Consider the following 25945-nt stretch of genomic DNA (forward strand, 5'->3'; position numbering starts at 1 on the left):
GATTTCCCGGCGCCTGCTCGTTCCTCGCTTTGACGGCGCCTACATGCCCGGCACCTCGTGCCCGCGGGGCACCAAGCGCAGGTGCCGGGGTCATTTGTGTAGCTTGCGTCAGAGCGACGAAGGAGCAGCAAGCGGCAAATGGCGCCGCTGGCGGCGCGACCCTGCCACGGACCGACGGCGCCAAGCCGGCGACGCGCCTTGCATTGCAGCCTTCGAAAACTTCGGGGCGTTCCGCCGGTAGTGAAGTGGTTGTGACCGGAAGCACAAGTCGGGTTGAATCGGGGGCATGGCTAATCTGAATCCGGCGATCCCGGACGAACAACCTTTGACCCCTTTCCATGATCTGGACCATTACCTCTCCATCCCCCGGGTGAGCGGGCTGGCGATGAGCCCTGACGGCCGGCGGCTGGTTACCACCGTGGCCACCCTTAGCGGCAAGGGAACCGAATTTGGCACGGCCCTGTGGGAGCTCGATCCGGCCGGGCAGAAGCAGGCGCGACGCATCACGCGCAGCGCCAAGGGCGAGGCCGGAGCGGCGTTCGCAGCCAACGGTGACGTCTACTTCACCTCAGCCCGGCCCGACCCTGACAGCCCCGAAGGCGATCCCGTCAATGCCCTGTGGCTCCTTCCCGCCGACGGCGGTGAAGCCCGCGTGGTGCTGAACCGTCCCGGCGGCGTCGGTGCTGTGAGGACAGCCATAGCGGCGGACGCGACGCTCGTTGTAGCGGAAGTCTTGGCGGGCTCGGCCGATGAAGATGACGACGCCGAGCGGCGGAAGTCGCGCAAGGACAACAAAGTCTCCGCCATCCTGCACAGCGAGTATCCGGTGCGTTACTGGGACGCGGACCTTGGGCCCGGCCAGCCTCGGATCTTCGCGGTCGAGCCCGGAAAAGAGAAGGACCCCGGCAAACCCGCCACTGTCGACTCCACGGTGCCATTGACCCTTCGGAACCTCACACCCGACGCAGGTCCGCGGCTGCGGGAGGCGGAAATTGCCGTCAGCCCCGATGGCCGGACCATCTACGCGAGCTACACCAAACCGCTGGCCAAGGCGGACAGCCGCTCCGTCCTGGTGGCCATTGACGTGGCCTCCGGAAACACCAGGGTGCTCCTGGACCACGAGGGCATGAGCTACTTTCCCGGCCCGGTCAGCCCGGACGGCAACACCCTGGTGGTGGTGAGCGAAAGCGACACCACTCCACGCCAGGCTCCCCAGGTAAAGCTGCACCTCCTGGATGTCTCCGAAGCGTCAGCATCCGGCACTGGGCAGCTGACCGTTCTGGCGCACGACTGGGACCGCTGGGCCAAGCCGGCAGCGTGGCTGCCAGACGGTTCCGCCCTCCTGGTCACCGCGGACGACGACGGCGCGTCGCCAATTTTCCGGATCACCGTCCCGGCGTCTGCCGCTGAAGTGAGCGTCACCCGGGTGACCCAGGACGCGGCGGCCTACACCGACGTCGTGGTTTCGCCTGAGGGTCGCAGCGCCTACGCCCTGCGCAGTTCTTACGAATTCCCACCGGAGGCAGTCCGCATCGACCTGCAAACCGGTGAGACCACCAGGTTGCCGGCACCGGCGGAACGGCCCAGCCGCCCCGGCAGGCTGGAACGGATTGCGGCGACGGCGGCGGACGGCTCGCGCGTCCCGGCCTACCTTGCGCTGCCTGAGGGTGCGTCTGCGGGCTCCCCGGCGCCGATGCTGCTGTGGATCCATGGTGGACCCCTGGGGTCCTGGAATGCCTGGACCTGGCGCTGGAACCCCTGGCTGCTGACAGCGAAGGGGTACGCGGTGCTCCTGCCCGATCCGGCCCTTTCCACCGGCTATGGCCAGAACTACATCCAGCGGGGCTGGGGCGAATGGGGTAAGGGCCCGTTCACCGATCTCATGGCGGTGACTGATGCCGCCGTCGACCGCCCCGATATTGACGCGGACCGCACGGCAGCTATGGGCGGTTCCTTTGGCGGCTACATGGCCAACTGGGTTGCGGGGCAGACGGACAGGTTCAAGGCGATAGTGACGCACGCGAGCCTCTGGGCGCTGGACCAGTTCGGCCCCACCACGGATGCCTCGCAGTACTGGCTGAAGGAAATGACCGAAGAGATGGCGCTGGAGAACTCGCCGCATCTTCATGTGGAAAAGATCAGCACCCCCATGCTGGTGATCCATGGCGACAAGGACTACCGCGTACCGATCGGGGAAGGCTTGCGCCTCTGGTACGAACTGCTGTCTAAATCGCAGCTCGCGGCGGACCAGGACGGCCGGACCCCGCACCGGTTCCTGTACTTCCCCGACGAGAACCACTGGGTCCTCCAGCCCCAGCACGCAAAAGTCTGGTACGGCGTCGTGGAGCACTTCCTGGCCCGGAACGTCCTGGACCAGGAACTGCCCTTGCCTGCTGATCTGGGACGTTAGTCACCCTCGGCTTAGTCTGGCGGGAAAGCTGCGACATTTACCGCTTGCTGCTCCTTCATCCCCACTGGCCCCCTAGCCTCGCAAGCTCGGCCAAGGAACCCTGCCAGCGTGGGCCCTCAGCAAGCTACGCAAATGTCCCAGCCTTCCCGCCTCGTGCCGAATGTGCTGACAGCGATGCAGTTGTATCCCGCCCGTCCCGCACCGTCTGCCTTTGTATTTGAAATTAGGGAGCGTCCACCGATTCCTGTTCCGCGTCCTGCTCGTGCAGCTGGCCTTTTTGCCCGCGGCCGTACTTGTAGTGGAAGTAGGCGTAGCAGGCACCTACAAAGGGGATTCCGAAGTAGAGGGCTGTGGCCTGGGTGGGGTCGAAGCCGATGCCTATCAGGGAGATCAGGCACAGGATGAATGCCGCGATGGGCAGCAGCGGAAACAGTGGTGCTTTGTACGCCAGGTCTGCGGTGCGGCCTCCTGACCGCAGGAAAGCACTGCGGTGGAAAAAGTGGGATGCCGTGATGGACATCCAGACGCCCACCGTCGCAAACCCGGCGATGGACACCAGGACCAGGTAGACGGTGGTGGGGGCTACCACGCTGCTGACGAGGGAGGCCAGCCCGCCCAGCATACTTACGCAGAGGGCGAGGAGGGGAATTCCGCGTTTGGTCAGCTTCCCGAGTGCCTTCGGGGCATGTCCCTCGTCCGCCAGCGAGAAAAGCATACGGGCGCAGGAGAACAGGCCGCAGTTTCCGGCCGACAAAAGGGCGGTGATGATGACGAAATTCATGACGTCGGCGGCATAGGGAATGCCCAGCTGCGAGAAGACGGTGACAAAGGGGCTTGCCTCCAAGGAAGTTTCCTCATAGGGAACGGTGCAGGCAATCACCGTAATGGCGCCAACGAAGAAAATCAGCAGGCGAATAACGGTAGTCCGCATCGCCTTCGGAATATTGACTGCAGGATTGGCAGTTTCACCCGCAGCTACGCCAATGAGTTCCGAACCGGAGAAAGCGTAAAAGACAGCAAGCGTGGTGATGAGTACCCCGGTAATTCCATTGGGGAACAAGCCCTGCGCCGTATTGAGGTTCTCGCCCAGGAACGGGTAGCCGTTTTCAGCAAGAGGATGGAAGCCGAACAGGGCTGCGCCACCCAGGACAATCAGCCCGATCACCGCAGCGACCTTTATCAGCGCAAACCAAAACTCCGATTCACCAAAGACCCGCGAGGAGATCGCATTTAGTGCGAACAGGATGGACGCAAAAACAAGGCACCAGATCCAAACGTCTACCTCGGGAAACCACCGCTGCATCAAAAGGCCCGCGGCCGTAAACTCCGAGCCCAGGGCAACTGCCCAGCACAGCCAGTACAGCCATGCTGTTGCAAAACCGGTGGCAGGACCAATCGACCTCGCAGCGTAGATGTGGAAGGCGCCGGAAACCGGATAGGCAACAGCCAGTTCACCCAGGCAGGCCATCACCATGTAGACCACCGCTGCGCCGATGAGGTAGGCGATGATTGCGCCCAGTGGCCCTGCCTGCGCAATGGTGTACCCCGAGCTGAGGAACAGGCCTGATCCTATGACCCCTCCCATGGCGATCATCACCAGGTGTCGGGCTTCCATCGACCTTCGAAGGCCGCGTTTCTCGTTCTGCTCTAAGGATTTCTCGGTGAGCGTTGGGGAGCCTATGGCCATTTTTCCTCCGGAGTTGGGCGCCGTTGCCCATTGGCGTGACGGGGGTAACATCCGAAACACTGCTTGGTAGGCGCTCACCTGCGCAAACGCAATGGCGGCACATTTCAGAACCCTGCGCAGTCACGGCCAAATCCAGCTCCCGAGCATAAGCAGAGCTTCAACTCGACGAGCTCATGACGCATAGCTGCTGGTTGTCTGCGCTCCGGCGCTGGCAATTGTCTGATTGGCGGCACCGGCTTGCCCCTTAACAGCAAGCTGAAGCATGCGTTCGGTTGGCCGGTGGTCGGCCCGGTCGAACTAGGATTGCCCTGTGACTGACTCCTTCCACATCCGTCCTGCGCGCACCGGCGATGTTTCCGCCATCAAGAAACTGGTGGCGCCGCTGGCAGAGCAACGGATCCTGATGGCCAAGGAGACGGTGGCCTACTACGAGAGCCTGCAGGAGTTCCGGATCGCCGAGTCCTATGACGGCGAAGTTATTGGCTGCGGGGCACTCCATGTGATGTGGGAAGACCTTGCAGAGGTGCGGACACTGGCTGCTTCCGGGGACTGGCGGGGAAAAGGCGTAGGACACGTGCTGGTGGAGAGCCTGCTTGAGGAAGCGCGCGCCCTGGGCGTTGCCCGAGTGTTCTGCCTTACCTTCGAGGTGGACTTCTTCAAGCGCCACGGCTTCGAAGTGATGGCAGACCAGTCGGCCGTGGATCCCGTGGTGTATTCAGAACTGCTCCGCTCCCATGACGAAGGTGTAGCCGAGTTCCTGGACCTCGCGAGGGTGAAACCCAACACGCTCGGAAACACCCGCATGATCAAGTTCCTCTGACCCAAATCCTTTCGGGCGAGGGTACAGGAACTCCCTTCCTGGTGGACGGCGTCATGAATGACTGTTGGTCCTTCTCATCCTCTTTTCCACGGCATTTTCCCGGCGACGTCGCGGCTGCTGTCAGGTGCGCTTCCGGCTGCCGCGTGACATAGGCATGACACCCTCCCAACGGCAGCTCAGGTAGGCGCGAAAGGCGCTTGACCAGCACTTCCTTTTACTCGATTTGATGGATAAACTAGCTTCGGCCGGGATGGGGGGCCCAGGGAAAGGGACAGTCATTGGGGGCTGTCCCTTTTCTGTATCCGGCAAGGCGGGAGCCCTACCGCCGGCGCGCTGCCCGGTAGTAGGGTCGGGAATGTCACCCTCCAGGAAGCAGACCAGGAGTACCCCCCATGAAAAAGCTCATCAACGATCCCAAGGCGGTAGTTGACGAATCTGTGCAGGGCTTCGGCCAGGCACACGCAGACCTCGTCACCGTCAGCGCAGATCCCACCTTCATCACGCGCAAGGACGCGCCTGTCAGTGGGAAAGTAGGCCTCGTCTCGGGCGGCGGCAGCGGCCATGAACCGTTGCACGCGGGGTTCGTGGGGCGTGGCATGCTCGACGCCGCCGTGCCGGGGGCGGTGTTCACTTCGCCCACTCCAGACCAGATCCTCCCCGCGACACTCGCCGTTAACTCGGGCGCCGGCGTCGTGCATATCGTCAAGAACTACACCGGTGACGTCCTGAACTTCGAAACGGCGGCAGAACTCGCCGAAGCGGAAGGCGTCAACGTCCGCACCGTCCTCGTCAACGATGACGTTGCTGTTGAGGATTCGCTGTACACGGCGGGCCGGCGCGGCGTGGGAGGGACGGTGCTGGTGGAAAAAATCGCCGGAGCTGCCGCCGAACGAGGGGACGGCCTGGACGCGGTGGCCGCCATCGGCGAACGCGTCAACAGCAACGTCCGCACCATGGGCGTGGCGCTGAGCGCCTGTACCGTACCCCATGCGGGCTCGCCCAGCTTCGACCTGGCCGAGGATGAAATCGAGATCGGCATCGGGATCCATGGCGAGCCGGGCAGGCACCGTATCCCGATGGAAAACGCTGACGGCATTACCGACCGCCTGTTGGCGCCGGTGCTGGCCGATCTGGGCATCAGTTCCGGGGAGAGGGTGCTGCTGTTCGTGAACGGAATGGGCGGCACCCCCTTGAGCGAGTTGTACATTGTCTACCGGCGGGCCGCGCAGGTGCTGGCGGACAGGGGAGCCGCCGTCGAGCGGTCCCTGGTGGGGAATTACATCACGGCCCTCGAGATGCAGGGCTGCTCCATCTCAGTGCTGCGGCTGGACGACGAACTGACCGAACTGTGGGACGCCCCGGTCCACACCGCGGCACTGCGTTGGGGCGTGTAGCTGTGGTTTTGGACGTGAACTGGACCGTCAAGTGGCTGACCCTGTGCGCGCAGGCGATGGCGGAGCACAGGGTTGAGCTGATCGAGCTGGACCGGGCCATCGGGGATTCTGATCACGGCGAAAATATGGACCGCGGCTTCCAGGCTGTCCTGGACAAGCTGTCCGAATCCCCGCCGGAAACGCCAGGCGCTGCGCTGAAGCTGACGGCAATGACGCTGATGTCCAAAGTGGGTGGCGCCGCCGGTCCGCTCTACGGAACGGCGTTCCTGCGCGCGGCAACTTCGCTCGGGGACTCTGCGGAGATTGCTCCTGCCGCGTGGGCCAGTGCATTGACTGCGGCACGGGACGGGATAGTGGCCCGGGGCAAAGCGGAGCCAGGGGACAAAACCATGGTGGATGCCTGGACGCCGGCGGCAGAGGCAGCAAATAAGGCCGCGGCAGACAGCAGCCCGGATGCCTTGAGCGTTTTGGTCGCCGCGGCAGAGGCCGCCGAAGCCGGAGCCGTGGCTACCGATCCGCTGGTAGCCCGGAAGGGACGTGCAAGCTATTTGGGGGAGCGAAGTGCCGGGCACCGGGATCCCGGCGCCGCTTCCAGTGCGCTGATTCTCCGGGCGGCCGTGAAGGCGGCTGCGTGACCGTCAGCATCGTGGTGGTCTCGCATAGCGAAAAGATAGCCGACGGCGCCGTGGAGCTCGCCGCGCAGATGGCGCCGGACGTCGTGCTGCTGGCGGCAGGCGGCACCATGGACGGCCGGATCGGAACCAGTTTGGAGAAGGTTCTGGCGGCGCTGGATAAGGTCGCCGGCGGTGACGGAGCGGTAATCCTGGCTGACCTTGGTTCTGCCGTAATGACTGCAGAATCCGCGCTGGAATTCGCAGAGGACGCCGCGGAGATGGTGCTGGCGGACGCGCCGTTGGTGGAGGGGCTCGTCGCAGCCGCCGTTGCTGCACAGGGCGGCGGGGATGTGCAGGCAGTGAAACGGGCGGCGGAAGCTGTGCGCGGTCCTGCCCGGCAGGCCGGAAGCCCCGCGCTGCAGGAGGTCGGGGAAGGCTCTGTCACTGGTTCCGGTCCCGATTACACGGGTGACTTTGAGCTCGTCAACCAGGCCGGTATGCATGCACGTCCCGCCGCGAAGATTGCCGGCGGGCTGTCGTCGCTGGATGCCGAGGTGCAGGTCAACGGGGTTGACGGCGCCTCCATGACGGCGCTGATGACGTTGGCGGCCGGCAAGGGGTCCGTACTGCACGTGGAGGCGTGGGGAGCGGACGCAGAGCGGGCGGTGAATTACGTGGGCGGGCTGGTGCAGGCAGGCTTCGGCGAGCCGTAGCTGCTTGAACAATCCGAATGCAGACTTGGCGGTGTGTTCCCAGCGCCGCAGCGGGCCCCTACGAATATGCTCGATGGCATGGAACGGCTCCACCTTGAAGACAACTCCCCGGATATTGAAGTGCTGGAGGGGCAGCTGTCGGTTGAGGAACTCCTCGCGGAGCTGGGTTTCGAGTGGCGGGCTGAGTCAGAGGCCGCGGGAGGCCCGGACAAGGCTGCAACGGATGAAAGTTTCACCCAACCGGCGCTGTTCTAGCCTCAGGACTGCTCATGCAGGCCAGCGGCGTCGAGCAGCACCGATGCGGTGATAAACCTGCCGCACTGCTCGCCGAACGGATAGTCGCCCCGGGGGCGGAAGTCCAAGGCCTGCACAGGCAGGGGTGATCCGTCCGGGGCAGTTGCCGATGCGGTTACCGACATGGGTGACTCGGTGAGGGTTTGCAGGAACAAGTTGGCGAATTTCGTTCCGTCGGGGGAGGCAGTGGCGGAGCACACGCCTTCCGGGGTGCAGCCCTGGTCGATCGACGCGCTGCCCGGGTGGAGTTCCACGTCATCTTCAGTGCACTCGCCGTCCTGGCAGGCCTTGAGGTGCAGTGCTGCCACCTGGGGCGCGTAGCTGGCTGAAACCGTGACGGACACGGCGGTGGCCTGTGCGATGGCCGGGCATGGAGCCGCGCCGGGGCCGGGGCCGCACGCAGAGGCGAGTCCCGCCGTCGTCATTAACGCTAGAAGCAGCCCGGGCTTGCCCATACTTCAGGGTACGGCCGGGGCGCTGCCTCCACGTGGTCAGCCGTGAAGTGATGCAAACATCGTTATGCTGCCGCGCTTAGGCCAGCGGGAAGACGCCGATAAACCAGAACAGCGCGATCGCGAACACCGCGAAGAACGGGATCAGGCAGCCCATCGCTGTCCTGGGGGCGGAGGAGACCTGGAGTGACTCGTTGGGGTTGGCGGGGTTGTAAGCCACCTCAATCAAGGACCCAGGCACCGGCTTTCTGGCGAAGGATACTTCGGATTCACCCGGGAACAGGGTGCCGTGGGGATCGGCGAACTGGTAAGTAGGGAAGAAGCGCCGGCTGCGGCTTGATCCGCCGCCGCCGTTGGTCCACCCAGCGATGCTGCCGGTGACGGTTGCCTGAACCTTCGGCCACGCTGCCGTGAGCTGGTCCCGGCGCCTGGTTTTGCGCAAGGCCCGGACGAGGGCTAAGAGCGCGGCCACAACAAACAGGGCCCAGATGATGTACAGAATGATTCTCACGGTTTCCCCCGGTTCCGGTCACCAAGAAGTATGCCATTCCGTGCACCAGCCTCGGCGCCTGCCGCTGTCCGGACGGGTGCTCAGGCGGGAAGCCGGTACCCGCCGCCGTGCAGCTCCGCGAGGCCGTCTGCGAGCAGGCCAGCGAGGGCCCGTTCCAGCTGTTCAGGAGCAGAATTCAACCTATGCAGGGCGCCCAGCGGTACGCCAATCCCTGCAGGCGCGAAGCCCAGGTCGGCCGGCTCCCGCTGGAACATCTCCGGCGGCACCGGCGCATCGGCCTCGCGCAGCACAGCGATCACGGCACCGCGGACCTGGCGGTCGGTGCCGTGCCAGGCCTGGCCCTTCGGGACGTACGACGGCGGCGGCTCGCCGGCTGCCCGCCACGCGCAGGAGTCCCTGACCGGGCAGTCGCCGCACTTGGGTGCGCGGGCCGTGCAGATCAGCGCCCCCAGCTCCATGACCGCAGCGTTCCAGCGGACTGATGTGTCGCCGTCGTCCGGCAGGAGCCGGGCGGCGAGCCGCATTTCGGCCGCGGTCAGCGCCGGGGCGGGGAGTGCCACCCCGGTAATCAGCCTGGCGTGGACCCGCCTGATGTTGGTGTCCACCACCGTTTCGCGGCGTCCGTAGGCGAAGGCTGCCACTGCTGCGGCCGTATAACTGCCCACGCCGGGCAGCGCCAGCAGTTCGGCGTAGCTGTCCGGAACCTTGCCGCCGTGGTCCTGGACGATGGCCGCTGCTGCTGCGTGCAGCCGCAGCGCCCGGCGCGGGTAGCCCAGCCGGCCCCAGGAACGCACTGCCTCTCCCGCAGGTTCACCCGCAAGGCCAGCCGGTGTGGGCCAGCGCTTCAGCCACTCCAACCAGACGGGCAGCACCCGGACCACGGGGGTTTGCTGCAGCATGATTTCGCTGACCAGCACGCCCCAGGGTGAACAGTCGGGCTTCCGCCAGGGCAGGTCCCGGGCGACGTCCGCGAACCAGGTGTTGATCCGGCCGTGCAGCATCTGCAGTTCCGCCCCGGCTGGAGGGAGGGCAGGCGAAGCGGTGGTGGAGGCTTGAGTATCGATCCCAACACTGTAATTGATCCGCTTGGCGGGCCGGAAACGTGATGTGACCAGAGCGTTGTCCGGGCGGCGGCGTGGTGGCGGAGCAGATCCGCACCCGTTCTCTAGCCTAGAAGAATGGGCAGGCAAGGCGATTCAGCATCACGTGGCAGGGCGACTACATCCGGTTCCAGCACCGTCCGCAAGCCGAGCCCTGCTGTGTACCGCCGGCGCCGGCTGTTCCTGGCTGCGGCGCTGCTGATAGTGATTGCACTGATCGCCGGAAGCTTCGCCCTTGCCGGGGCCTTCAGCGGCAAGTCGGAGCAGGCATCGTCCACGGACGGCGCCGGCGCACCAGCGTCCGCTGATCCCTCCATCCAGGCATCGCCGTCGGCCCCGGCTCCGGAACCCACGCCCACGCCATCGGCCACCCCTTCCTGCAACCAGAACCTCGTGACGGTCTCTGCCTCCACGGACAAGGCCGCGTACGGGCCCGGGGAAAATCCGCTGCTCACCCTTAAGGTGACAAACGGCGGCACCATGCCGTGCGAGGTCAACATTGGAACCTCGCAGATGGAGTTCCTGGTGACAAGCGGCGCGGACCGCATCTTTTCGTCCCGGGACTGCCAGGCAAAGAGTGAAGACCTGGTGAAAATCATCGCCCCGGGCGCCAGCGAGACCGCCAACTTCCCGTGGCCGCGCAACCGCAGTGTGGAGGGCTGCCAGCCGGTGGAAGCCAAGCCCGGGGGCGGCGGAGCGTATTACATCTTCACGGCGAAGCTTGGCTCAAAAGCCAGCCCCAAGGCAGTTTTCCAGCTGGCCTGACGAGTCCTGCCAGGCTCTTAAAGGAAGCGGTCCAGCAGGCTTGCTTCCGCCATCCGGCTCAAACCTTCCCGCACTGTCCGGGCGCGCTGGTCGCCGATGCCGTCCACGGTCATGAGGTCGTCGATGGTGGCTGCCATCAGGAACTGCAGCCCGCCGAAGTGGTCCACCAAACGGTCCGCGACGGCTTTAGGGACTGCCTTCAGCCCCGAGAGCAGCCTGTAACCCCGGGGCTGCACCACCGCGTCCAGGTTTGCCTCGCCGCCCGCGAAGCCGACGATTCCGGAGATTTTTCCGAGGTCGATCAGCTCGGTGGGTCCCAGGCTCACCAGGGCGCTGACGGCCTTTTCGATGTCCTCGGGGGAAGCGTTGGGCGAGGCGTAGTCGCGGATGATTACGTCGCTTCCGGGCCCGCGGCCCACGGTGAGCTCATCGAGCTGGAGGGAGAGGAGGCGGCCGTCTTCGCCCAGTTCCAGGACGTACTGGGAAATTTCCTCGGAAATGCGGCGGACCATTTCCTGGCGCTGCAGGGTGACGGCCACATCCCGCACCGTCACCATCGCCTCGATCTCCAAAGCGGACAGCGAACTGGTGACCTGGTCCAGGCGGGAGCGGTAGCGCTCCAAGGTGGCCAGGGCCTGGTTTGCGCGCGCCAGGACCTTCTCCGAGCCCTCCAGGACGTGCCGCAGGCCGTTCACGTACAGGGCAATGATCTGCATGGATTGGCTGACGGAGATGACAGGCACGCCGGTCTGGATGGCCACCCGTTCGGCCGTGCGGTGGCGGGTGCCGGACTCCTGGGTTTCGATGCTGGAGTCCGGAACCAGCTGCACTGCCGCGCGGAGGATATTGCCGGCGTCCTTGTCGCAGATGATTGCCCCGTCCATCTTGGCGAGCTCGCGCAGGCGGGTGGGGGAAAAATCGATGCCGATGTCGAAGCCGCCGGAACAGATGGAGTCGATGGTCCGGTCCGAGCCCAGCACGATGAGGGCGCCGGTCCGCCCACGGAGGATGCGTTCCAGGCCGTCCCGGAGCGGGGTTCCGGGTGCCACTCTGCCCAGAGTTGCCCTCAGAGATTCTTCGGGGCTCCGCGCCATCAGGTGTTTCCCTTCACAGTTGCGGACCTTCGCCCGCAGGAATGCCGGCTTTAACGCTTGGCCGGCAGGATCAAAAAGTACTCATTTTCCCGCAAGCTCAATGATAGGGGTAAGAATCGCCTACTTCCGCACGGGCAAGCCCTAAAGTGCCCCATTAGGGGAGGGCAGGAAGAGGCGCAGGAACGCGATCGACGGCGGGTGGCGGGGCCGCACTTTCCCGCTCCAAAGCAGTCAAGGACAGTGCAGTAGGACTCAGCGTGCCCGCTTGCGCAGCATCCGTTCCAGCTCCCTGCTGACTTTGCTTAGTGACGCTGCACGAAGGGCCCGTTCGTCCACAGCGACCTTCTTCCGGGGCCGGGGCCGGGGCCGGGGCTCCTCTGCAGCGAAGCCGTCTCCACCCGAAGGGGACCCAAGTCCCTGCTCTCCTGGTGCTTTAGGGGCGCCCGCCAACGGATCAAAGAACAGTTTGCCTGGATGGGAAGTGCAGCCTGCCGATTCAGGTTTTTTCGGCGGCGCAGGGGACGGGCGGGGCGTCATCATGCGGTCACGGTAGTCCGAACTCATTTCGCCGTTTTGAAGCGCGGGTTTCGCCGGTGTTAAGCACAACCCGTGGTGCTGCTCCAAGCTGCGATAAACTGGGAACTTGGCTGTCCGCCAGCCCGTCTCCCCTGAAGCCTGTCCAGTGCCAGGGGCAGCCCAGACCGCAGCGAAAGTAGCACCGTGTCCCAAGATGTCCTCACCCCCGCCCGGATCTCGGAGATTCACAAAGAGGCGGGCCGGCGTCGGACCTTTGCTGTCATCTCCCACCCCGACGCCGGCAAATCCACGCTGACCGAGGCTCTGGCCCTGCACGCCAAGGTGATCGGCACCGCCGGTGCCTCCAGCGGCAAGGCCAACCGCAAGGAAACAGTCTCGGACTGGATGCAGATGGAAAAGGACCGCGGCATCTCCATCAGCTCCGCGGCGCTGCAGTTCTCCTACCGGGACACCGTCATCAACCTCTTGGACACCCCCGGCCACGCGGACTTCTCCGAGGACACCTACCGCGTCCTGGCCGCCGTCGACTGCGCCGTGATGCTCGTGGACGCAGCCAAGGGCCTCGAAACCCAAACCATGAAGCTGTTCGAGGTCTGCAAGCAGCGGAACCTGCCCATCATCACCGTCATCAACAAGTGGGACCGCCCCGGCCTGGACGCGCTGGCCCTGATGGACGAAATCACCGAGCGCACCGGGCTCCAGCCCATGCCCCTGACCTGGGCCGTGGGCATCTCCGGGGACTTCCGCGGCGTCTGGGACCTCCGCAACGACCGTTTCGCACGCTTCCAGCGCAACAACGCCGGCGCGCAGATCGCCATCACCGAGTACTTCACCCCGGAGGAAGCAGCGGAAAGCCAGGGCAGCAACTGGTCCGACGCCGTGGACGAAGCGGGCCTGGTGATCGAATCCAACCTGGAGTTCGACGTCGAAAGCTTCCACGCCGGCAAGGCCACCCCCATCCTGTTCAGCTCCGCCGCGCTGAACTTCGGCGTCAAGGAACTGCTGGACGCGCTGGTTGACTTCGCGCCGCCCGCAGCTCCGCGTCCGGACGTGGACGGCACCCCGCGTCCCGTCGCATCGCCGTTCTCCGGATTCGTGTTCAAGGTCCAGGCCGGCATGAACAAGGCCCACCGCGACCACGTTGCCTTCATCCGCGTCTGCTCCGGCGTCTTCGAGCGCGGCATGGTGGTCACCCAAACCCGCACCGGGAAATCCTTCGCCACCAAGTACGCGCAGCAGGTGTTCGGCCGCGAACGCGAAGTGATCGATGAGGCGTACCCCGGGGACGTGGTGGGCCTGGTCAATGCGTCCTCCCTGCGCGTGGGGGACAGCCTCTTCCTCGAGGACCCGGTGGAATACCCGGCCATCCCGCTGTTCGCCCCGGAACACTTCCAGGTTGCGCGTTCCAAGGACCCCAGCAAGTTCAAGCAGTTCCGCCGGGGCATCGAGCAGCTCGAGCACGAAGGCGTGATCCAGGTGCTCCGGTCCGACGTCCGCGGGGACCAGGCGCCGGTGCTTGCCGCCGTCGGCCCCATGCAGTTCGAGGTGGTGGAGGACCGGATGGCGCACGACTTCAGCGCCCCCATGCGGCTGGAACGCCTGCCCTATTCCCTGGCCAGGATTTCGACGGCGGATGCCATGCCGGCCCTGGCCAACGTACCGGGCGCCGAGGTGCTCCTGCGGTCCGACGGCGAGTACCTGGCCTTGTTCAATGATGTTTGGGCCCTTCGCCGGATCGAAAAGAACCACCCGGACCTCACCCTTGTCCCCATCGGTACACACAACCCCGCAAAGTAGGAACCGTGAACGCAGTTCAACCCCGTGCGCTGATCACGGGCGCCGGCACCATCAATCCGCTTGGTTCGTCTGTGGCCGAAACCTGGTCAGGCCTGGTGGCCGGAAAGTCCGGCATTGCCCCGCTTGAGGAGGCCTGGGCGGAACAGCTGCCCGTGAAGATCGCAGGACAGGTCACCGCTGACCTTTCCGGGCACCTCAGCACCCGTGAGATGAAGCGCATGGACCGCTGCGGGCAGCTGGCGCTCATCGCTGCCCGGGAAGCCTGGAAGCAGGCCGGCGCCCCGGAGGTGGATCCAGAGCGCTTTGCCGTGGTGATCGGCTCTGCGTACGGCGGGCTGGGCTCCACCCTGGAGCAGGACCGGACCCTTGCCGAATCCGGCCCCCGCAAGGTCTCGCCACACACACTTACCCGCCTTATGGTCAACGGCCCGGCGGCCTGGGTCTCCATCGACCTCGGCGCCCGCGGCGGCGCCCGGACGCCGGTAAGTGCCTGTGCCTCCGGGGCAGAGGCGATTGTCCAGGCAGCGGAGATGATCCGCTCCGGGGCGGCCGACGTCGTTATCGCCGGCGGTGTTGATGCCTCCATCAACGACCTGGTCATCACAGGCTTCTCCCAGATCCGTGCACTGTCCACCCGCGCCGGGGACCCGCAGCGTGCATCACGCCCGTTCGACGGCGGCCGTGACGGCTTTGTCCTCGCGGAGGGCGCCGGCGTGGTGGTGCTGGAGAGCGAAGAACACGCCCGCGCCCGCGGTGCAGCGGTGCTGGGGGCCGTGGCAGGCGGAGCGGTGACCTCGGACGCGAACGATATCGTGGCTGCCGATCCTGCCATGCAGCGGCGCGTCATGCAGAAGGCGCTCGAATCCGCAGGCCTCACGGCCCAGGACATCGGATTTGTGCACGCCCACGCAACATCCACCCCCGTGGGGGACCGGCTCGAGGGCCAGGCCATCAACGCGATCTTCGGCTCCGGCATCCCTGTCACCTCCACCAAGGGCCACACCGGCCACCTGCTGGGCGGCGCCGGTGCGCTCGCCGCCGTCGTGGTCCTTGGGGCCCTGCGCACCGGGATGCTGCCCGGGACCCTCAACGTTGAAGAGCTGGACCCGGAGGTGGACCTTAACGTCGTCACCGAAGACGCGCGCCAGCTCCAGCCGGAGAATGCTCCGGCCGGCCTGGTGAACGCCTTCGGCTTCGGCGGGCACAGCGTTGCCCTGGTAATCACCGGCCAGTAACGCAGACGCCCGGGACGGTTTTCCCGGCCCGGGCGCTGGAACAGTGCGGTGACGCCCGGAACGCTACAGCGTCCCGGCGGCGTTCCGGCGATTGCGGCACAATCGCCTTATCACTAGGCCCGGCTGGGCACCCCCGCCTCCACACTGCGGTCCTCGGACTCGGCGGACGGCTCCGTTTCGCTGCGGCGTTCCTTCAGGAAGTACACCAGGCCGGCGGCAATGGTGGAGGCGGCGGCCAGTGCAAAGAGGCCGGGGATGACGCTTCCCGTCTGTTCCTTGATGATGCCGAAACCGAACGGTGCAACGAATCCGCCCAGGTTGCCCAGCGAGTTGATGATGGCGATGGCCGGGGCCAGGACCAGCGGGTGCAGCCCGGACTGCGGGATGGTCCAGAACAGCGGGGAAGCGCTTTTGAAGCCCATGGCCGCAACGGCCAGGAACACCAGGGCCATGACCGGTGAGGCGATGGCTGCCGCGAACGTGCCAACTGCGGCAACCAGCAGCGCGGCCACCAGCAGCGGCTTCTTGGACCGGGCCTTGTCCTGCAGCTTTGCCGCGAAGTACATGGCGAAGACGGCGCAAATCCACGGGATGGAGGACAGGAAGCCGACGGTCAGGTCGGTGGTGCCGGGGATCTGCTTGATGATGCTGGGGAGCCAGAACGTGTTGGCGTAGATGGACAGCTGCACGGAGAAGTAGATGCCGCACAGCAGCAGGATCTGCGGGTTCAGGAGCATTTTCCAGCGGTTGATCTTTCCGCCGTCGGCCGTGGCGTGCTGGGCGTCCTCATCGGCGATGGCGCGGGACAGGGCGTCCTTTTCAGAAGCGGTGAGCCATTTGGCGTCCTTGATTTTGGCGTCCAGGAGGAAGAACACGGTGATGCCGACGACGACCGACAGGGCGCCTTCGAAGCCGAACAGCCACTGCCAGCCGCGCAGGCCCAGGGCACCGTGGAGGCTGAGGAGCATCCCGGCGATTGGGCCGGACAGCGCTGCGGCGATGGAAGAGCCGGCGATGAAGATTGCCGTGGCTTTGCCGCGCTGGCCGGCGGGCACCCAGCGGGCGAAGTAGAAGATGACGGCGGGGAAGAACCCAGCCTCCGCTGCACCCAGCAGGAACCGCAGGACGTAGAACATGGCCTCGTTCTGTACGAACGCCATGAGGAAGGAAACCGTGCCCCAGCTGATCATGATCCTGGTGAGCCAGACCTTGGCGCCGTACTTCTCCATCATCACGTTGCTGGGAAGCTCAAAAATCGCATACGCGATAAAGAACAGCCCGGCCCCGAACCCGTAGGCGGCCGCCCCGATGCCAACGTCTGCCTGGAGGTGGTCCTGGGCGTACCCGATGTTTGACCGGTTCAGCTGGTTGCAGACCAGCATGACCAGCATGATGGGCAGCACGCGCTTGAAGAACTTTTTCGTGGCCGAGGCCACGTCCGAGACAGCATTGTCCACAGACATCATTGAATGTTTCCTTTGGAATAGATAACGCAGGCCGGCTGCAGGCTCCTGAAAGTAGTGGGGCCGGCCACAGCGACCCCACTACTTTACTGGACGGCACCTGCCGGGCGGCTACCGTACGAGGCAGGGCCGCTTCGGATCGAAGGACCAGCCATCGATGTAGTACTGCATGCCGATGCTGTCATCCCGGGCGTCGAGGCCGTGCGCCAGATACAGCTGGTGCGCCTTGTCCAGGGCTTCGCGGTCCAGGTCGATGCCGAGGCCGGGGGCGTCCGGAACGTCGATGGCACCGCCCTTGATCTGCAGCGGTTCCTTGGTGAGGCCCTGGCCGTCCTGCCAGATCCAATGCGTGTCCAGGGCGGTGATCTCGCCAGGCGCCGCGGCGCCAGTGTGCGTGAACATGGCCAGCGAGATGTCGAAGTGGTTGTTCGAATGAGATCCCCAGGTAAGGCCGAACTCGTGGCACATCTGCGCCACCCGTACCGACCCGTGCATGGTCCAGAAGTGCGGATCAGCCAGCGGAATATCGACGGCGTTGCTGCGGATGGCGTGCGACATTTCCCGCCAGTCCGTGGCGATCATGTTGGTGGCCGTCTTCAGGCCGGTGGCCCGGCGGAACTCGGCCATCACTTCGCGGCCGGAGAAGCGGCCCTCAGCCCCGCAGGGATCCTCGGCGTAGGCAACGACGCCCTGCATGCGCTTGCCCAGCCGGATGGCTTCGTCCAGCAGCCAGCCACCGTTGGGGTCCAGCGTCACCCTGGCCTCCGGGAAGCGCTTTGCCAGGGCGGTGACAACATCCACTTCGTCGTCGCCGGACAGCACGCCGCCCTTGAGCTTGAAGTCGCTGAAGCCGTAACGTTCCTGGGCGGCCTCGGCCAGCGCGACGACGGCTTCCGGGGTCATTGCCTCCTGGCGCCGGAGCTTCTCCCACCGGTCAGCCGGTGCATCCTCCACCAGGTAGGGCAAGTCGGTGCGGGAATGGTCGCCGATGAAGAAGAGGTAGCCGAGCATCGGGACGGAGGTGCGCTGCTGGCCGTCGCCCAGCAGCTCCGCCACCGGGACGCCGAGGAACTGGCCGTGCAGGTCCAGCAGGGCCGACTCGACGGCGGTGACTGCATGGACCGTGGTGCGCAGGTCGAAGGTCTGCAGGCCGCGGCCGCCGGCATCACGGTCGGCAAACTCGGCCGCCACTTCGCGCAGGAGCGACCGGTAGCGTGCCACCGGTTTGCCGTTGATGAGGGCGCCAGCTTCCTCAATGGTGGTGCGGATCTTCTCGCCGCCGGGAACCTCGCCGAGGCCGGTGCGGCCTTCGGAATCGGTGATGATGACGACGTTGCGGGTGAAGAAGGGGCCGTGTGCTCCGCTGAGGTTCATCAGCATGCTGTCATGGCCGGCAACGGGCACTACTTCTACATTGGTGATTGTGGGCTGGTTGCTCATGCGCCGACCTCAGCCTTCTCCGCAGCGGGAACAACTTCGCCGTCAATTCGCCGGTTGAGGTGCCAGGGGTTTTTGTCCTGGAGGGGTGCGGGAAGGAGTTCCTGGGGGAGGTTCTGGTAGGCGACGGGGCGCAGGAAGCGATTGATGGCCAGGGTTCCGACCGACGTGGTGCGGGAGTCGGAGGTGGCGGGGAAGGGGCCGCCGTGGACCATGGCGTGGCCTACTTCGACGCCGGTGGGCCAGCCGTTGACGAGGATGCGGCCCACCTTCTGTTCCAGGACGGGAAGGAGGCGTGCCGCCGTCGGGTAGTCCTCTTCCGTCAGTTGCAGCGAGGCGGTGAGCTGGCCTTCGATGCGGGCGGCGGCCTGGAGGAGGTCCTCGACCGAGGCGTAGCGGATCACCAGGGATGCGGCACCGAAGATTTCCTCGTGCAGGACCGGGTTGGTCACGAAGTCGCGGACCTGGGTGCCGAAGATCGTAGGGGCCGGGGCGTTCTCGGTTTCGCCGTCGGTGCCCTTGCCGATGAGGTTCACGCCTTCAGCGCTGCCGAGGGCTTCGGCACCGGCTTTCCAGGAGCCGGCGATGCCTGCTGTGAGCATGGTCTGGCCGGAGCAGGCGGAGACAGCGCGTGCGACGGCGGCAGCGAGTTTGTCCCCTGCCTCACCTTCCGGGGCGAACAACAGGCCGGGGGAGGTGCAGAGCTGGCCGGAGCTGCCGGTGACGGCGGTAACGTACAGCTGCGCAAGGGCGTCGATTTGTTCGGCGGAGCCGTTCAGGGCGCCGTCGAACACGAAGACCGGGTTCAGCGAGGACATTTCGGCGTAAACGGGGATGGGCTCGCGGCGGGCTGCCGCGGTCTTCATCAGCGCGATGCCGGCGGCTTGGGAGCCGGTGAAGCCGACGGCCTTGATGTTGGGGTCTGCGACGAGGGCCTGGCCGATGCTGGCGCCGGGTCCGTAGACCAGGGAGAACACGCCGGGGTGCAGGTCGAAGTCCTTGACGGCCTTCACAACTGCCTGCCCGACGAGTTCACCGGTGCCGGGGTGGGCGTTATGGGCCTTGAAGACCACGGGGCACCCTGCGGCGAGGGCCGCGGCGGTGTCCCCGCCCGCCGTCGAAAAGGCCAGTGGGAAGTTGCTGGCTCCGAACACCGCGACCGGGCCCAACGGGATCTGTCGCTGGCGGATGTCTGCGCGGGGGAGGGGAGTGCGCCCGGGCAGCGCGGGGTCGATGCGGACGCCGCGGAAGTCGCCCTGCCGGACCACGGCCGCGAAGAGGCGCAGCTGGCCGGTGGTGCGGGCGCGTTCGCCCTGGAGCCGCGCGGCGGGGAGGCCCGTTTCCTGGCCGGCGCGAACGATGAGTTCTTCGCCGATGGCCTCGATGTTGTCAGCGATGGCTTCCAGGAAGCCGGCGTGGGTTTCCGGGTCAAGGGTGCTGAAGGACGCGAAGGCCTCGGAGGCGGCAGCCGTTGCTGCCTTGAGCTGCTCCTCGGTGAGCAGCGTGTAGGTGGGCTCCAGCGCCTGGTTGGTTGCCGGGTCGAAGCCGAACGTGGTTTTGCCTTCGCCGGCAGTGGGCTGTCCGGCGATCAGGGAGTGTCCGGTAAGGGTCACAGTGGTTCCTCCTAGTAAAGGGTGGATCAGGAGAGGGCGGATCAGGAGACGGCCGCGATGAGGGCCTTGAGGTCCGCGAGGTCCTGCTCGGCGAGGTCCTGCAGCGGCGGACGGACCGGCCCGGCGGAGCGGCCAATGGCGTCCAGGCCACCCTTGACGATGGACACGGAATATCCTTTCACGCGGTCGCGGATATCCAGGTACGGGATCACAAAGTCGTTGAGCTTCTTGTTCACGGCAACCCGGTCGTTGTTGCGCACGTCCTGGTAGAAGTCCAGGGCGAACTGCGGAACGAAGTTGTACATGGCGCTGGAGTAAGTGCTCATGCCGAGCTGCAGCAGCGGCAGCGCAAAGGTTTCGGCGGTAGGCAGGCCGCCAAGGTAGAAGAGCCGGTCGCCGAGCTTGGCGTAGACCCGGGCGTCGTGCTCAAGGTCGCCCACGCCGTCCTTGAAGCCGATGAGGTTTTCGTGGCGGTCAGCCAGGGTTGCCACCGTGGTGTCCTTGTAGATGGCGTTGGCCCGGTTGTAGATGATGACACCAAGGGAAGTGGCCGCACATACTGCGCTCACGTGCTCGGTCAGCCCGGCCTGGTCCGCTTCTGTCAGGTACGGAGGGAGGAGCAGGAGACCGTCCGCGCCGGCCGCTTCGGCAGCTTTTGCGTTCTCGATCGCTTGCGCGGTGGAACCGCCGGCAGAGGCAAGGACAGGAACCTGGCCGCCCACTTCATCGACGGCGGTGCGCACTACGCGCTCTGATTCGGCCGGGGTCAGTGAGAAGCCTTCGCCGGTACCGCCGGCCGCGAAAAGGCCTGCTACCGGGAAGCTCGCCTGCCACGCCAGGTGCTTGCGGTAGTTCTCCTCATCAAACTGCAGCTCGGCATCGAATGAGGTGACAGGGAAGGACAGCAGGCCTTCCTTGAGGGTGTCCGCCAGTTCCTGGGGTGAGTACTTTGCCACGGTGTGGTCCTCCGGTGTGTGCGCCGCGGGCGGCGGGCTGATGATTCCTTCCCAGACTAGGAGTGACGCCGATGCCTGTCTAAGTGCAATTTTGTATGTATTGATACCTTCCAGGCATTGCAGGCAATGGCCGCCCCAATCTATTCCATGGCGAACTCAAGGTCCCGCAGCAGGCGCTGAAGGGCGGGGTTCGTAATCCTGCGGTTCCAGATGGCGTGCAGCTCAACCTGCTCCCCGTCCCCGCCTGTGAGCGGGAGGAACTCCACGCCCTTGATGCCCAGCAGGGTGGCGGAGTGGGGCACAAAGGCCAACCCGCGCTTTGCTGCAACCAGCGACACCATGGTCAGGATCTGGCTCACGGTGTGGACAACGTTGGCATGGTTGAAGGGGAGCGTCCGGACCACGAGGTCGTAGAAATAGCGGGCCCGGGTGGCGGAATGCATAATCAGCGGCTCCTCTTCGAAGTCCTCCGGCGAGATATCCCGCGCCAACAGCGTCAGTGGATGACCGGACGGGACGGCCAGGACCATGGACTCGCGGTATAGGAGGTGGGAGTCGAAGGTCTCCTTGTCGAACGGAGGACGCGCCAGCCCGAGATCCAGTTCGCCCGTCAGCAACCCGTTGAGCTGCTCGCCTGTGACCAGCTCCTGCAGGTCCACATCCACATCGGGAATGATTTGTGAAAGCTCCTCCAGCAGCGGCCCCAGGATGCTGAAGCCGCTGGCGGCGGTAAACCCGATGCGGAGCATGCCCGACCGCCCCGAAGCGATGCGCCGCGCCGTTACCGGCGCCCGTTCGGCAAGGGCCATGAGGCGGCGCGCTTCCTCCAGGAACGTCTGTCCTGCATGCGTCAACTCCACTTTGCGATTGTCCCGCTCAAGCAGTTCCGCACCCACGATCTTCTCCAGCTTCTGGATCTGGCGGCTTAGCGGGGGCTGCGTCATGTTGAGCCGTTCCGCCGCCCGTCCAAAGTGGAGCTCCTCCGCCACGGCGATAAAGCCGGCGAGCTGGTCAAAAGTAAACATGATGCCTTCCAGGTATCAAATGATGCAGATTTGGGCTTAGACATGCATCATAACCACTCCCTACACTCGACAAAGCGAACGGGGTGACCCGCTTCACAGATGTTCCGGGCCCCAACGCCCGCCGTGCCAACTAGGAGTTCCAATGAAGCACTTCCCCACACGCCGCACGATTCTCGGAGCGGCATCGGCCGTTACGCTGCTGGCGCTGACGGCGTGCGGCAATGTCGCCGGCGGCGGCGCGGCCGACTCGGCCAAATACCCGTCCGGCCCTGTAAACCTCTCCGTGGGCCAGGCTGCCGGTGGCAGCACCGACCTGATTGCCCGAGCCCTCGCCGAAGGTGCCTCCAAGACCCTCGGCCAGCCGATGCCAGTGGTCAACAAGCCTGGCGCCAACGGCGCCCTGGCCACCAAGGAAGTGGCCGGCAAGCCCGCCGATGGCCAGGAATTGGTCCTGCTCAACGCATCCCTGATCACCATCACCCCCTTGGCGGTCAGCGCCGATGAAGCAGTGAACATTGATGACCTGGACATCATTACGGGCTTGTCGCAGGACGATTACGTGCTGGTGGCCAGCGCCGAGTCCGGATTCAAGACCTTCCAGGATGTCACTGGAGCAGGACGCAACGTCACCTTCGGCACCACCGGCGTCGGCACGGGTAGCCAACTTGCCCAGACGGTGCTGTTCAAGCAGGCTGACGTCAAAGGCACGGACATCCCCTTCGACAGCGGCAAACCGGCCCTGACTGCAGTCCTCGGCAACCAGGTGGAGCTCGCCACTATCCAGCTGGGCGAAGCCATGCCGCAGATCGAGGCCGGAAAGGTGAGCCCGCTCCTGGTCTTCTCGGAAGAGCGCAACAGCTTCCTTCCTGACACGCCCACGGCAAAGGAAGCCGGCTATGACGTTCCGGTTGCCCAGTACCGTGCAGTGGCCGCCCCGAAGGGTACCCCGCAGGAGGTCAAGGACAAGCTGCTCGCCGCGTTCCAGGAGTCGTTCAAGTCTGACGCCTACAAGGAGTTCAACAAGAAGAACATGCTGACCCCGAAGGAGATTTCCGGCGAGGAAGTCGTGACGGAATGGAAGGCATACGCAGCGAAGTACAAGGAACTGGTGGAGAAGCACGACATCAGCCTGAGCGGAAATAAGTGATTTCTGTGAAAGGAACCCCCGCAGGACCCGCCGGAGGCAGCAGTGCTACTGCTGCCTCCGGCGGGGACGCCCCCCACACCTTCCCCGATGAAGTCCTGGATGACCTGACCCCAGAGCAACTCGCAGCACAGTGGGAGGAAGAAAAACATCCCGCAGCCGGAGCCCTCGCCAACGTTGCATCATCATTGGTGGTTCTTGGCGTCGGCGTTGCTGCAGCCATCCTCTCGATGGCAATGGGGCTGGGCACGCCGTCCGCCCCGCAGCCCGGCCTGTGGCCGTTCATCATCAGCTGCGTCATGGTGGCACTGGGCCTGTTCCAGCTGGTTGCCGGCCGGCATAACCGGGACGCGGAAAAGTTCACGCGCATGTCCACCTCGCCGCTCACCGGCCTGGTGACCCTCGCTGCCATGGTGGCCCTCATGCCGCTGATTGGCTTTGAACTGCCTGCCCTGGTGCTCTGCATTATCTGGATGCGCTTCCTCGGCGGCGAAACCTGGCGCTCCACGCTGGTGGTCAGTACGAGCGTCGTCATCGCTTTTTATGCCATCTTCGTCCTCGCGCTGAACACCTCCGTTCCCCACCTCTTCTAGGAGACCTCCCGTGGATTTTCTCAATCCCGTTATCAACGGATTCGCGGTAGTCCTGGAGCCCACCAACCTCCTTTACTGCCTGATCGGCGTCGTGATCGGCATGCTGATCGGTGTGCTGCCCGGCCTGGGGCCCGCGGCAACCATCGCCATCCTGCTTCCGCTCACCTACAACGTGGAGCCGGTCACCGCCATCATCATGCTCGCCGGAATCTTCTACGGCGCACAGTACGGCGGCACCATCACTTCCGTCCTCCTGCGCCTGCCGGGTGAAGCTTCCTCGGTGGTTACCGTGTTCGACGGCTACCAGATGGCGAAGCAGGGCAGGGCCGGCACGGCGCTGGGCCTGGCCTCCATCGGCTCCTTTGTGGGCGGCACCGCGGCCATTATCGGCTTGACGTTCCTTGCCCCCATCGTGGCCAGCTTCGCCCTGGACTTCGGGCCGCCCGAATACACCGCGCTGGCCATGCTCGGCATCCTCCTCGTGGCAACCATCAGCAGCGGGTCAAAAGCCAAGGCACTTATCGCCGCGGCGCTCGGGCTGCTCCTCGCCACGGTGGGCCGGGACATTTTTACCGGCGAAAGCCGGTTTACGTTTGGCAGTCTGCAACTCGCTGACGGCATCGACTTCGTGCCGATCGCCATGGGCATTTTTGGCCTCGGCGAAATCCTCTACAACCTTGAGGAACGGCACCGGGCCGCCAAGGCGCCGTCGAAAGTTGCCAATGTCTGGCCGTCCCGCAAAGACCTCAAGCAGGCGTCGGGGGCGATCGGACGTGGTTCCGTGCTGGGTTTCTTCCTGGGCATCCTGCCCGGAGGTGGTGCCACTATCGCCTCCATGGCCTCCTACGCCATGGAGAAAAAGCGGGCAAAGCAGCCGGAACGCTTCGGCAAGGGGGCCCCCGAGGGCGTCGCCGGGCCGGAAACCGCCAACAATGCTGCCGCCACATCGTCCTTCATACCCTTGCTGACGCTTGGCATCCCCGCCAACGCCACCATGGCGCTGATGTTCGGTGCGCTGCTGATCCAGGGCGTCACCCCCGGCCCGCAGCTGGTGGAGCAGAACCCCGAGCTCTTCTGGGGCGTGGTGAACTCCATGTACATCGGCAACATCCTGCTTCTGATCATGAGCCTGCCGCTGGTGGGGATCTTCGTGAAGATCCTCCGCGTCCGGGCCGCCATCCTGGCTCCCGTCACGGCCCTGATCACGCTGTTGGGCGCCTACACCATCAACAACAGCATGTTTGATGTGACGCTCGTGGTCGTTTTCGGCATCATCGGCTACCTCATGAAGAAGTTCGGCTTCGAACCGGGCCCCCTGGTGCTGGCCTTCGTGCTCGGCGAGCTGCTGGAGAGCTCCATGCGCCGTTCCCTGCTGGTCTTCGGCGGCGATCCCCTTGGGTTCTTCGGCCGTCCCATCTCTGCCACGCTGCTGGTGGTCTTCGTTCTGGTAGCTGTACTTCCGGCCATACGTACCGTCATCGCCAAGCGCAAGCGCAGTTCAACTGCCCCAACATCAGCCGTCACGCCGGACATCAAGGAGAAGGTATGAGCATCATCGTCGGATTCGTCCCAACGCCCGCAGGACAGGCCGCACTCGCAGCAGGCATCGCCGAAGCAAAGCTCCGCAACGAAGACCTGGTGATCGTCAACTCGGCCCGGCAGGGTGCCCTGGTGGACAAGTCTGTGGCTACGGAGGACGTTTTGGCGCAGGCTGCCAAGCGTGCTGCCGACGTCGGAGTAACGGCATCTGTCATCCAGCCGCCCTACCAGCACGATCTGGCCGATGAGTTCCTCGATGTTGCCAGGGAAGTTGATGCCTCGCTCATCGTTATTGGCCTGCGGCACCGCACCCACGTAGGGAAGTTCATCCTGGGCAGCCATGCCCAGCAGATCCTGATGCAGGCGGACCGCCCGGTCCTGGCCGTCAAAGCCGACGGCGGGCACTTCTAAGGCAGATGACGGGAAGCTCCAATGTACAAACACAATCCCGCCCGCCGCAGCCCGGTGCCCGCAGCTGCGCCTATCCCTGACTGGTCCAAACTGTGCAGGAACGATCACGTGGAGGTCCATACAGCCGGTGGGGCCATGATCTCCGGAACCATCGACATGATCGCCGCAGACCGCAGCGTTTTCTGGATCATCAGGAACGACGGCGCCGGGAGGACCATGCTCTGTTCCGTTGACGGCGTTACGGTCATCAAGGTAGCGCAGGACGGGGCACCCGCCCGGACGCAGGCACCTTCACAGGTTCAAGCGCGGGTCGGGCCGCCGCGACAGGCGGCTGCTTGACG

24 protein-coding genes are annotated in these 25945 nt (G+C 65.1%); 14 read left to right on the forward strand and 10 right to left on the reverse strand.

Features of this window, described 5'->3' with window-relative positions; translation table 11 throughout:
• Positions 1-286: 286 nt before the first annotated feature.
• The gene (locus AC5RUQ_RS03485) at positions 287-2410 is read left to right on the forward strand and encodes a S9 family peptidase (protein WP_493946004.1); all 2124 of its coding nucleotides are present in this window, start codon (positions 287-289) and stop codon (positions 2408-2410) included.
• Positions 2411-2633: 223 nt separating this feature from the next.
• Here the strand turns inward: AC5RUQ_RS03485 and AC5RUQ_RS03490 are convergent, their stop codons facing one another.
• Positions 2634-4097, reverse strand: a complete 1464-nt coding sequence (locus AC5RUQ_RS03490; RefSeq protein WP_493946005.1) for an amino acid permease — start codon at positions 4095-4097, stop codon at positions 2634-2636.
• Positions 4098-4407: 310 nt separating this feature from the next.
• Here AC5RUQ_RS03490 and AC5RUQ_RS03495 point away from each other — a divergent pair, with 310 nt between their 5' ends.
• From AC5RUQ_RS03495 to AC5RUQ_RS03515, 5 genes are all read left to right on the forward strand, one after another.
• Complete coding sequence (locus AC5RUQ_RS03495) at positions 4408-4917, forward strand: amino-acid N-acetyltransferase (protein WP_493946006.1); 510 nt, start codon at positions 4408-4410, stop codon at positions 4915-4917.
• Between the two features lie 392 nt (positions 4918-5309).
• A complete protein-coding gene (dhaK, locus tag AC5RUQ_RS03500; protein WP_493946007.1) occupies positions 5310-6311 on the forward strand; it encodes a dihydroxyacetone kinase subunit DhaK in 1002 nt (333 codons plus the stop codon).
• Positions 6312-6313: 2 nt separating this feature from the next.
• Complete coding sequence (dhaL, locus tag AC5RUQ_RS03505) at positions 6314-6946, forward strand: dihydroxyacetone kinase subunit DhaL (RefSeq protein ID WP_493946008.1); 633 nt, start codon at positions 6314-6316, stop codon at positions 6944-6946.
• Complete coding sequence (gene dhaM / locus AC5RUQ_RS03510) at positions 6943-7638, forward strand: dihydroxyacetone kinase phosphoryl donor subunit DhaM (RefSeq protein WP_493946009.1); 696 nt, start codon at positions 6943-6945, stop codon at positions 7636-7638. Before dhaL ends, dhaM begins: the two co-directional genes overlap by 4 nt.
• A 78-nt stretch (positions 7639-7716) precedes the next feature.
• Positions 7717-7893, forward strand: coding sequence for a hypothetical protein (locus AC5RUQ_RS03515; protein ID WP_493946010.1), 177 nt, complete (start codon positions 7717-7719; stop codon positions 7891-7893).
• Between the two features lie 2 nt (positions 7894-7895).
• Here the strand turns inward: AC5RUQ_RS03515 and AC5RUQ_RS03520 are convergent, their stop codons facing one another.
• The 3 genes from AC5RUQ_RS03520 to AC5RUQ_RS03530 all read right to left on the reverse strand — a co-directional run bounded on the left by AC5RUQ_RS03520 (position 7896) and on the right by AC5RUQ_RS03530 (position 9896).
• Positions 7896-8387, reverse strand: coding sequence for a hypothetical protein (locus AC5RUQ_RS03520; protein ID WP_493946011.1), 492 nt, complete (start codon positions 8385-8387; stop codon positions 7896-7898).
• 76 nt (positions 8388-8463) lie between these two features.
• Entirely contained in the window at positions 8464-8895 is a 432-nt protein-coding gene (locus tag AC5RUQ_RS03525) for a DUF3592 domain-containing protein (protein WP_493946012.1), read from the reverse strand.
• 80 nt (positions 8896-8975) lie between these two features.
• On the reverse strand, positions 8976-9896 hold the full coding sequence (locus tag AC5RUQ_RS03530) for an HhH-GPD family protein (protein ID WP_493946013.1): 921 nt from the start codon (positions 9894-9896) through the stop codon (positions 8976-8978).
• 177 nt (positions 9897-10073) lie between these two features.
• Between AC5RUQ_RS03530 and AC5RUQ_RS03535 the strand changes: the two genes are divergently transcribed.
• The gene (locus tag AC5RUQ_RS03535; protein WP_493946014.1) at positions 10074-10760 is read left to right on the forward strand and encodes a hypothetical protein; all 687 of its coding nucleotides are present in this window, start codon (positions 10074-10076) and stop codon (positions 10758-10760) included.
• Positions 10761-10777: 17 nt separating this feature from the next.
• Here the strand turns inward: AC5RUQ_RS03535 and disA are convergent, their stop codons facing one another.
• Positions 10778-11854: a DNA integrity scanning diadenylate cyclase DisA gene (disA, locus tag AC5RUQ_RS03540; RefSeq protein ID WP_493946015.1), complete on the reverse strand. Its 1077-nt coding sequence runs from the start codon at positions 11852-11854 to the stop codon at positions 10778-10780.
• 720 nt (positions 11855-12574) lie between these two features.
• On the opposite strand from disA, the gene AC5RUQ_RS03545 reads away from it, so the two are divergent.
• Positions 12575-14188, forward strand: coding sequence for a peptide chain release factor 3 (locus AC5RUQ_RS03545; protein WP_163161347.1), 1614 nt, complete (start codon positions 12575-12577; stop codon positions 14186-14188).
• Between the two features lie 5 nt (positions 14189-14193).
• Entirely contained in the window at positions 14194-15423 is a 1230-nt protein-coding gene (locus tag AC5RUQ_RS03550) for a beta-ketoacyl-[acyl-carrier-protein] synthase family protein (RefSeq protein ID WP_493946016.1), read from the forward strand.
• A gap of 113 nt (positions 15424-15536) precedes the next feature.
• Here AC5RUQ_RS03550 and AC5RUQ_RS03555 read toward each other — a convergent pair whose 3' ends face one another.
• From AC5RUQ_RS03555 to AC5RUQ_RS03575, 5 genes are all read right to left on the reverse strand, one after another.
• Positions 15537-16889, reverse strand: a complete 1353-nt coding sequence (locus AC5RUQ_RS03555; protein ID WP_493946017.1) for an MFS transporter — start codon at positions 16887-16889, stop codon at positions 15537-15539.
• A 108-nt stretch (positions 16890-16997) separates the two neighbouring features.
• Positions 16998-18326, reverse strand: coding sequence for an enolase C-terminal domain-like protein (locus AC5RUQ_RS03560; RefSeq protein ID WP_493946018.1), 1329 nt, complete (start codon positions 18324-18326; stop codon positions 16998-17000).
• Positions 18323-19936 carry an aldehyde dehydrogenase (NADP(+)) gene (locus tag AC5RUQ_RS03565; protein ID WP_493946019.1) on the reverse strand — a complete coding sequence of 538 codons (1614 nt, stop codon included), beginning with the start codon at positions 19934-19936 and terminating at the stop codon, positions 18323-18325. Before AC5RUQ_RS03565 ends, AC5RUQ_RS03560 begins: the two co-directional genes overlap by 4 nt.
• A gap of 41 nt (positions 19937-19977) precedes the next feature.
• Complete coding sequence (gene kdgD / locus AC5RUQ_RS03570; protein ID WP_163161357.1) at positions 19978-20892, reverse strand: 5-dehydro-4-deoxyglucarate dehydratase; 915 nt, start codon at positions 20890-20892, stop codon at positions 19978-19980.
• A gap of 140 nt (positions 20893-21032) precedes the next feature.
• Positions 21033-21917, reverse strand: a complete 885-nt coding sequence (locus AC5RUQ_RS03575; RefSeq protein WP_493946020.1) for a LysR substrate-binding domain-containing protein — start codon at positions 21915-21917, stop codon at positions 21033-21035.
• Positions 21918-22059: 142 nt separating this feature from the next.
• Here AC5RUQ_RS03575 and AC5RUQ_RS03580 point away from each other — a divergent pair, with 142 nt between their 5' ends.
• From AC5RUQ_RS03580 to AC5RUQ_RS03600, 5 genes are read left to right on the forward strand one after another with little or no spacing between them, the layout of a single operon-like run.
• Entirely contained in the window at positions 22060-23064 is a 1005-nt protein-coding gene (locus AC5RUQ_RS03580; RefSeq protein ID WP_493946021.1) for a Bug family tripartite tricarboxylate transporter substrate binding protein, read from the forward strand.
• A 5-nt stretch (positions 23065-23069) separates the two neighbouring features.
• Positions 23070-23654 (forward strand): tripartite tricarboxylate transporter TctB family protein, encoded by a 585-nt coding sequence (locus tag AC5RUQ_RS03585; protein WP_493946392.1) that lies wholly within the window; start codon positions 23070-23072, stop codon positions 23652-23654.
• Between the two features lie 10 nt (positions 23655-23664).
• Positions 23665-25203, forward strand: coding sequence for a tripartite tricarboxylate transporter permease (locus AC5RUQ_RS03590; RefSeq protein WP_493946022.1), 1539 nt, complete (start codon positions 23665-23667; stop codon positions 25201-25203).
• A complete protein-coding gene (locus tag AC5RUQ_RS03595) occupies positions 25200-25604 on the forward strand; it encodes a universal stress protein (protein ID WP_493946023.1) in 405 nt (134 codons plus the stop codon). Before AC5RUQ_RS03590 ends, AC5RUQ_RS03595 begins: the two co-directional genes overlap by 4 nt.
• Positions 25605-25625: 21 nt before the next feature.
• The gene (locus tag AC5RUQ_RS03600; protein WP_493946024.1) at positions 25626-25943 is read left to right on the forward strand and encodes a hypothetical protein; all 318 of its coding nucleotides are present in this window, start codon (positions 25626-25628) and stop codon (positions 25941-25943) included.
• Positions 25944-25945 lie beyond the last annotated feature (2 nt).

Source organism: Arthrobacter sp. MDT2-3 (genome assembly GCF_059090465.1).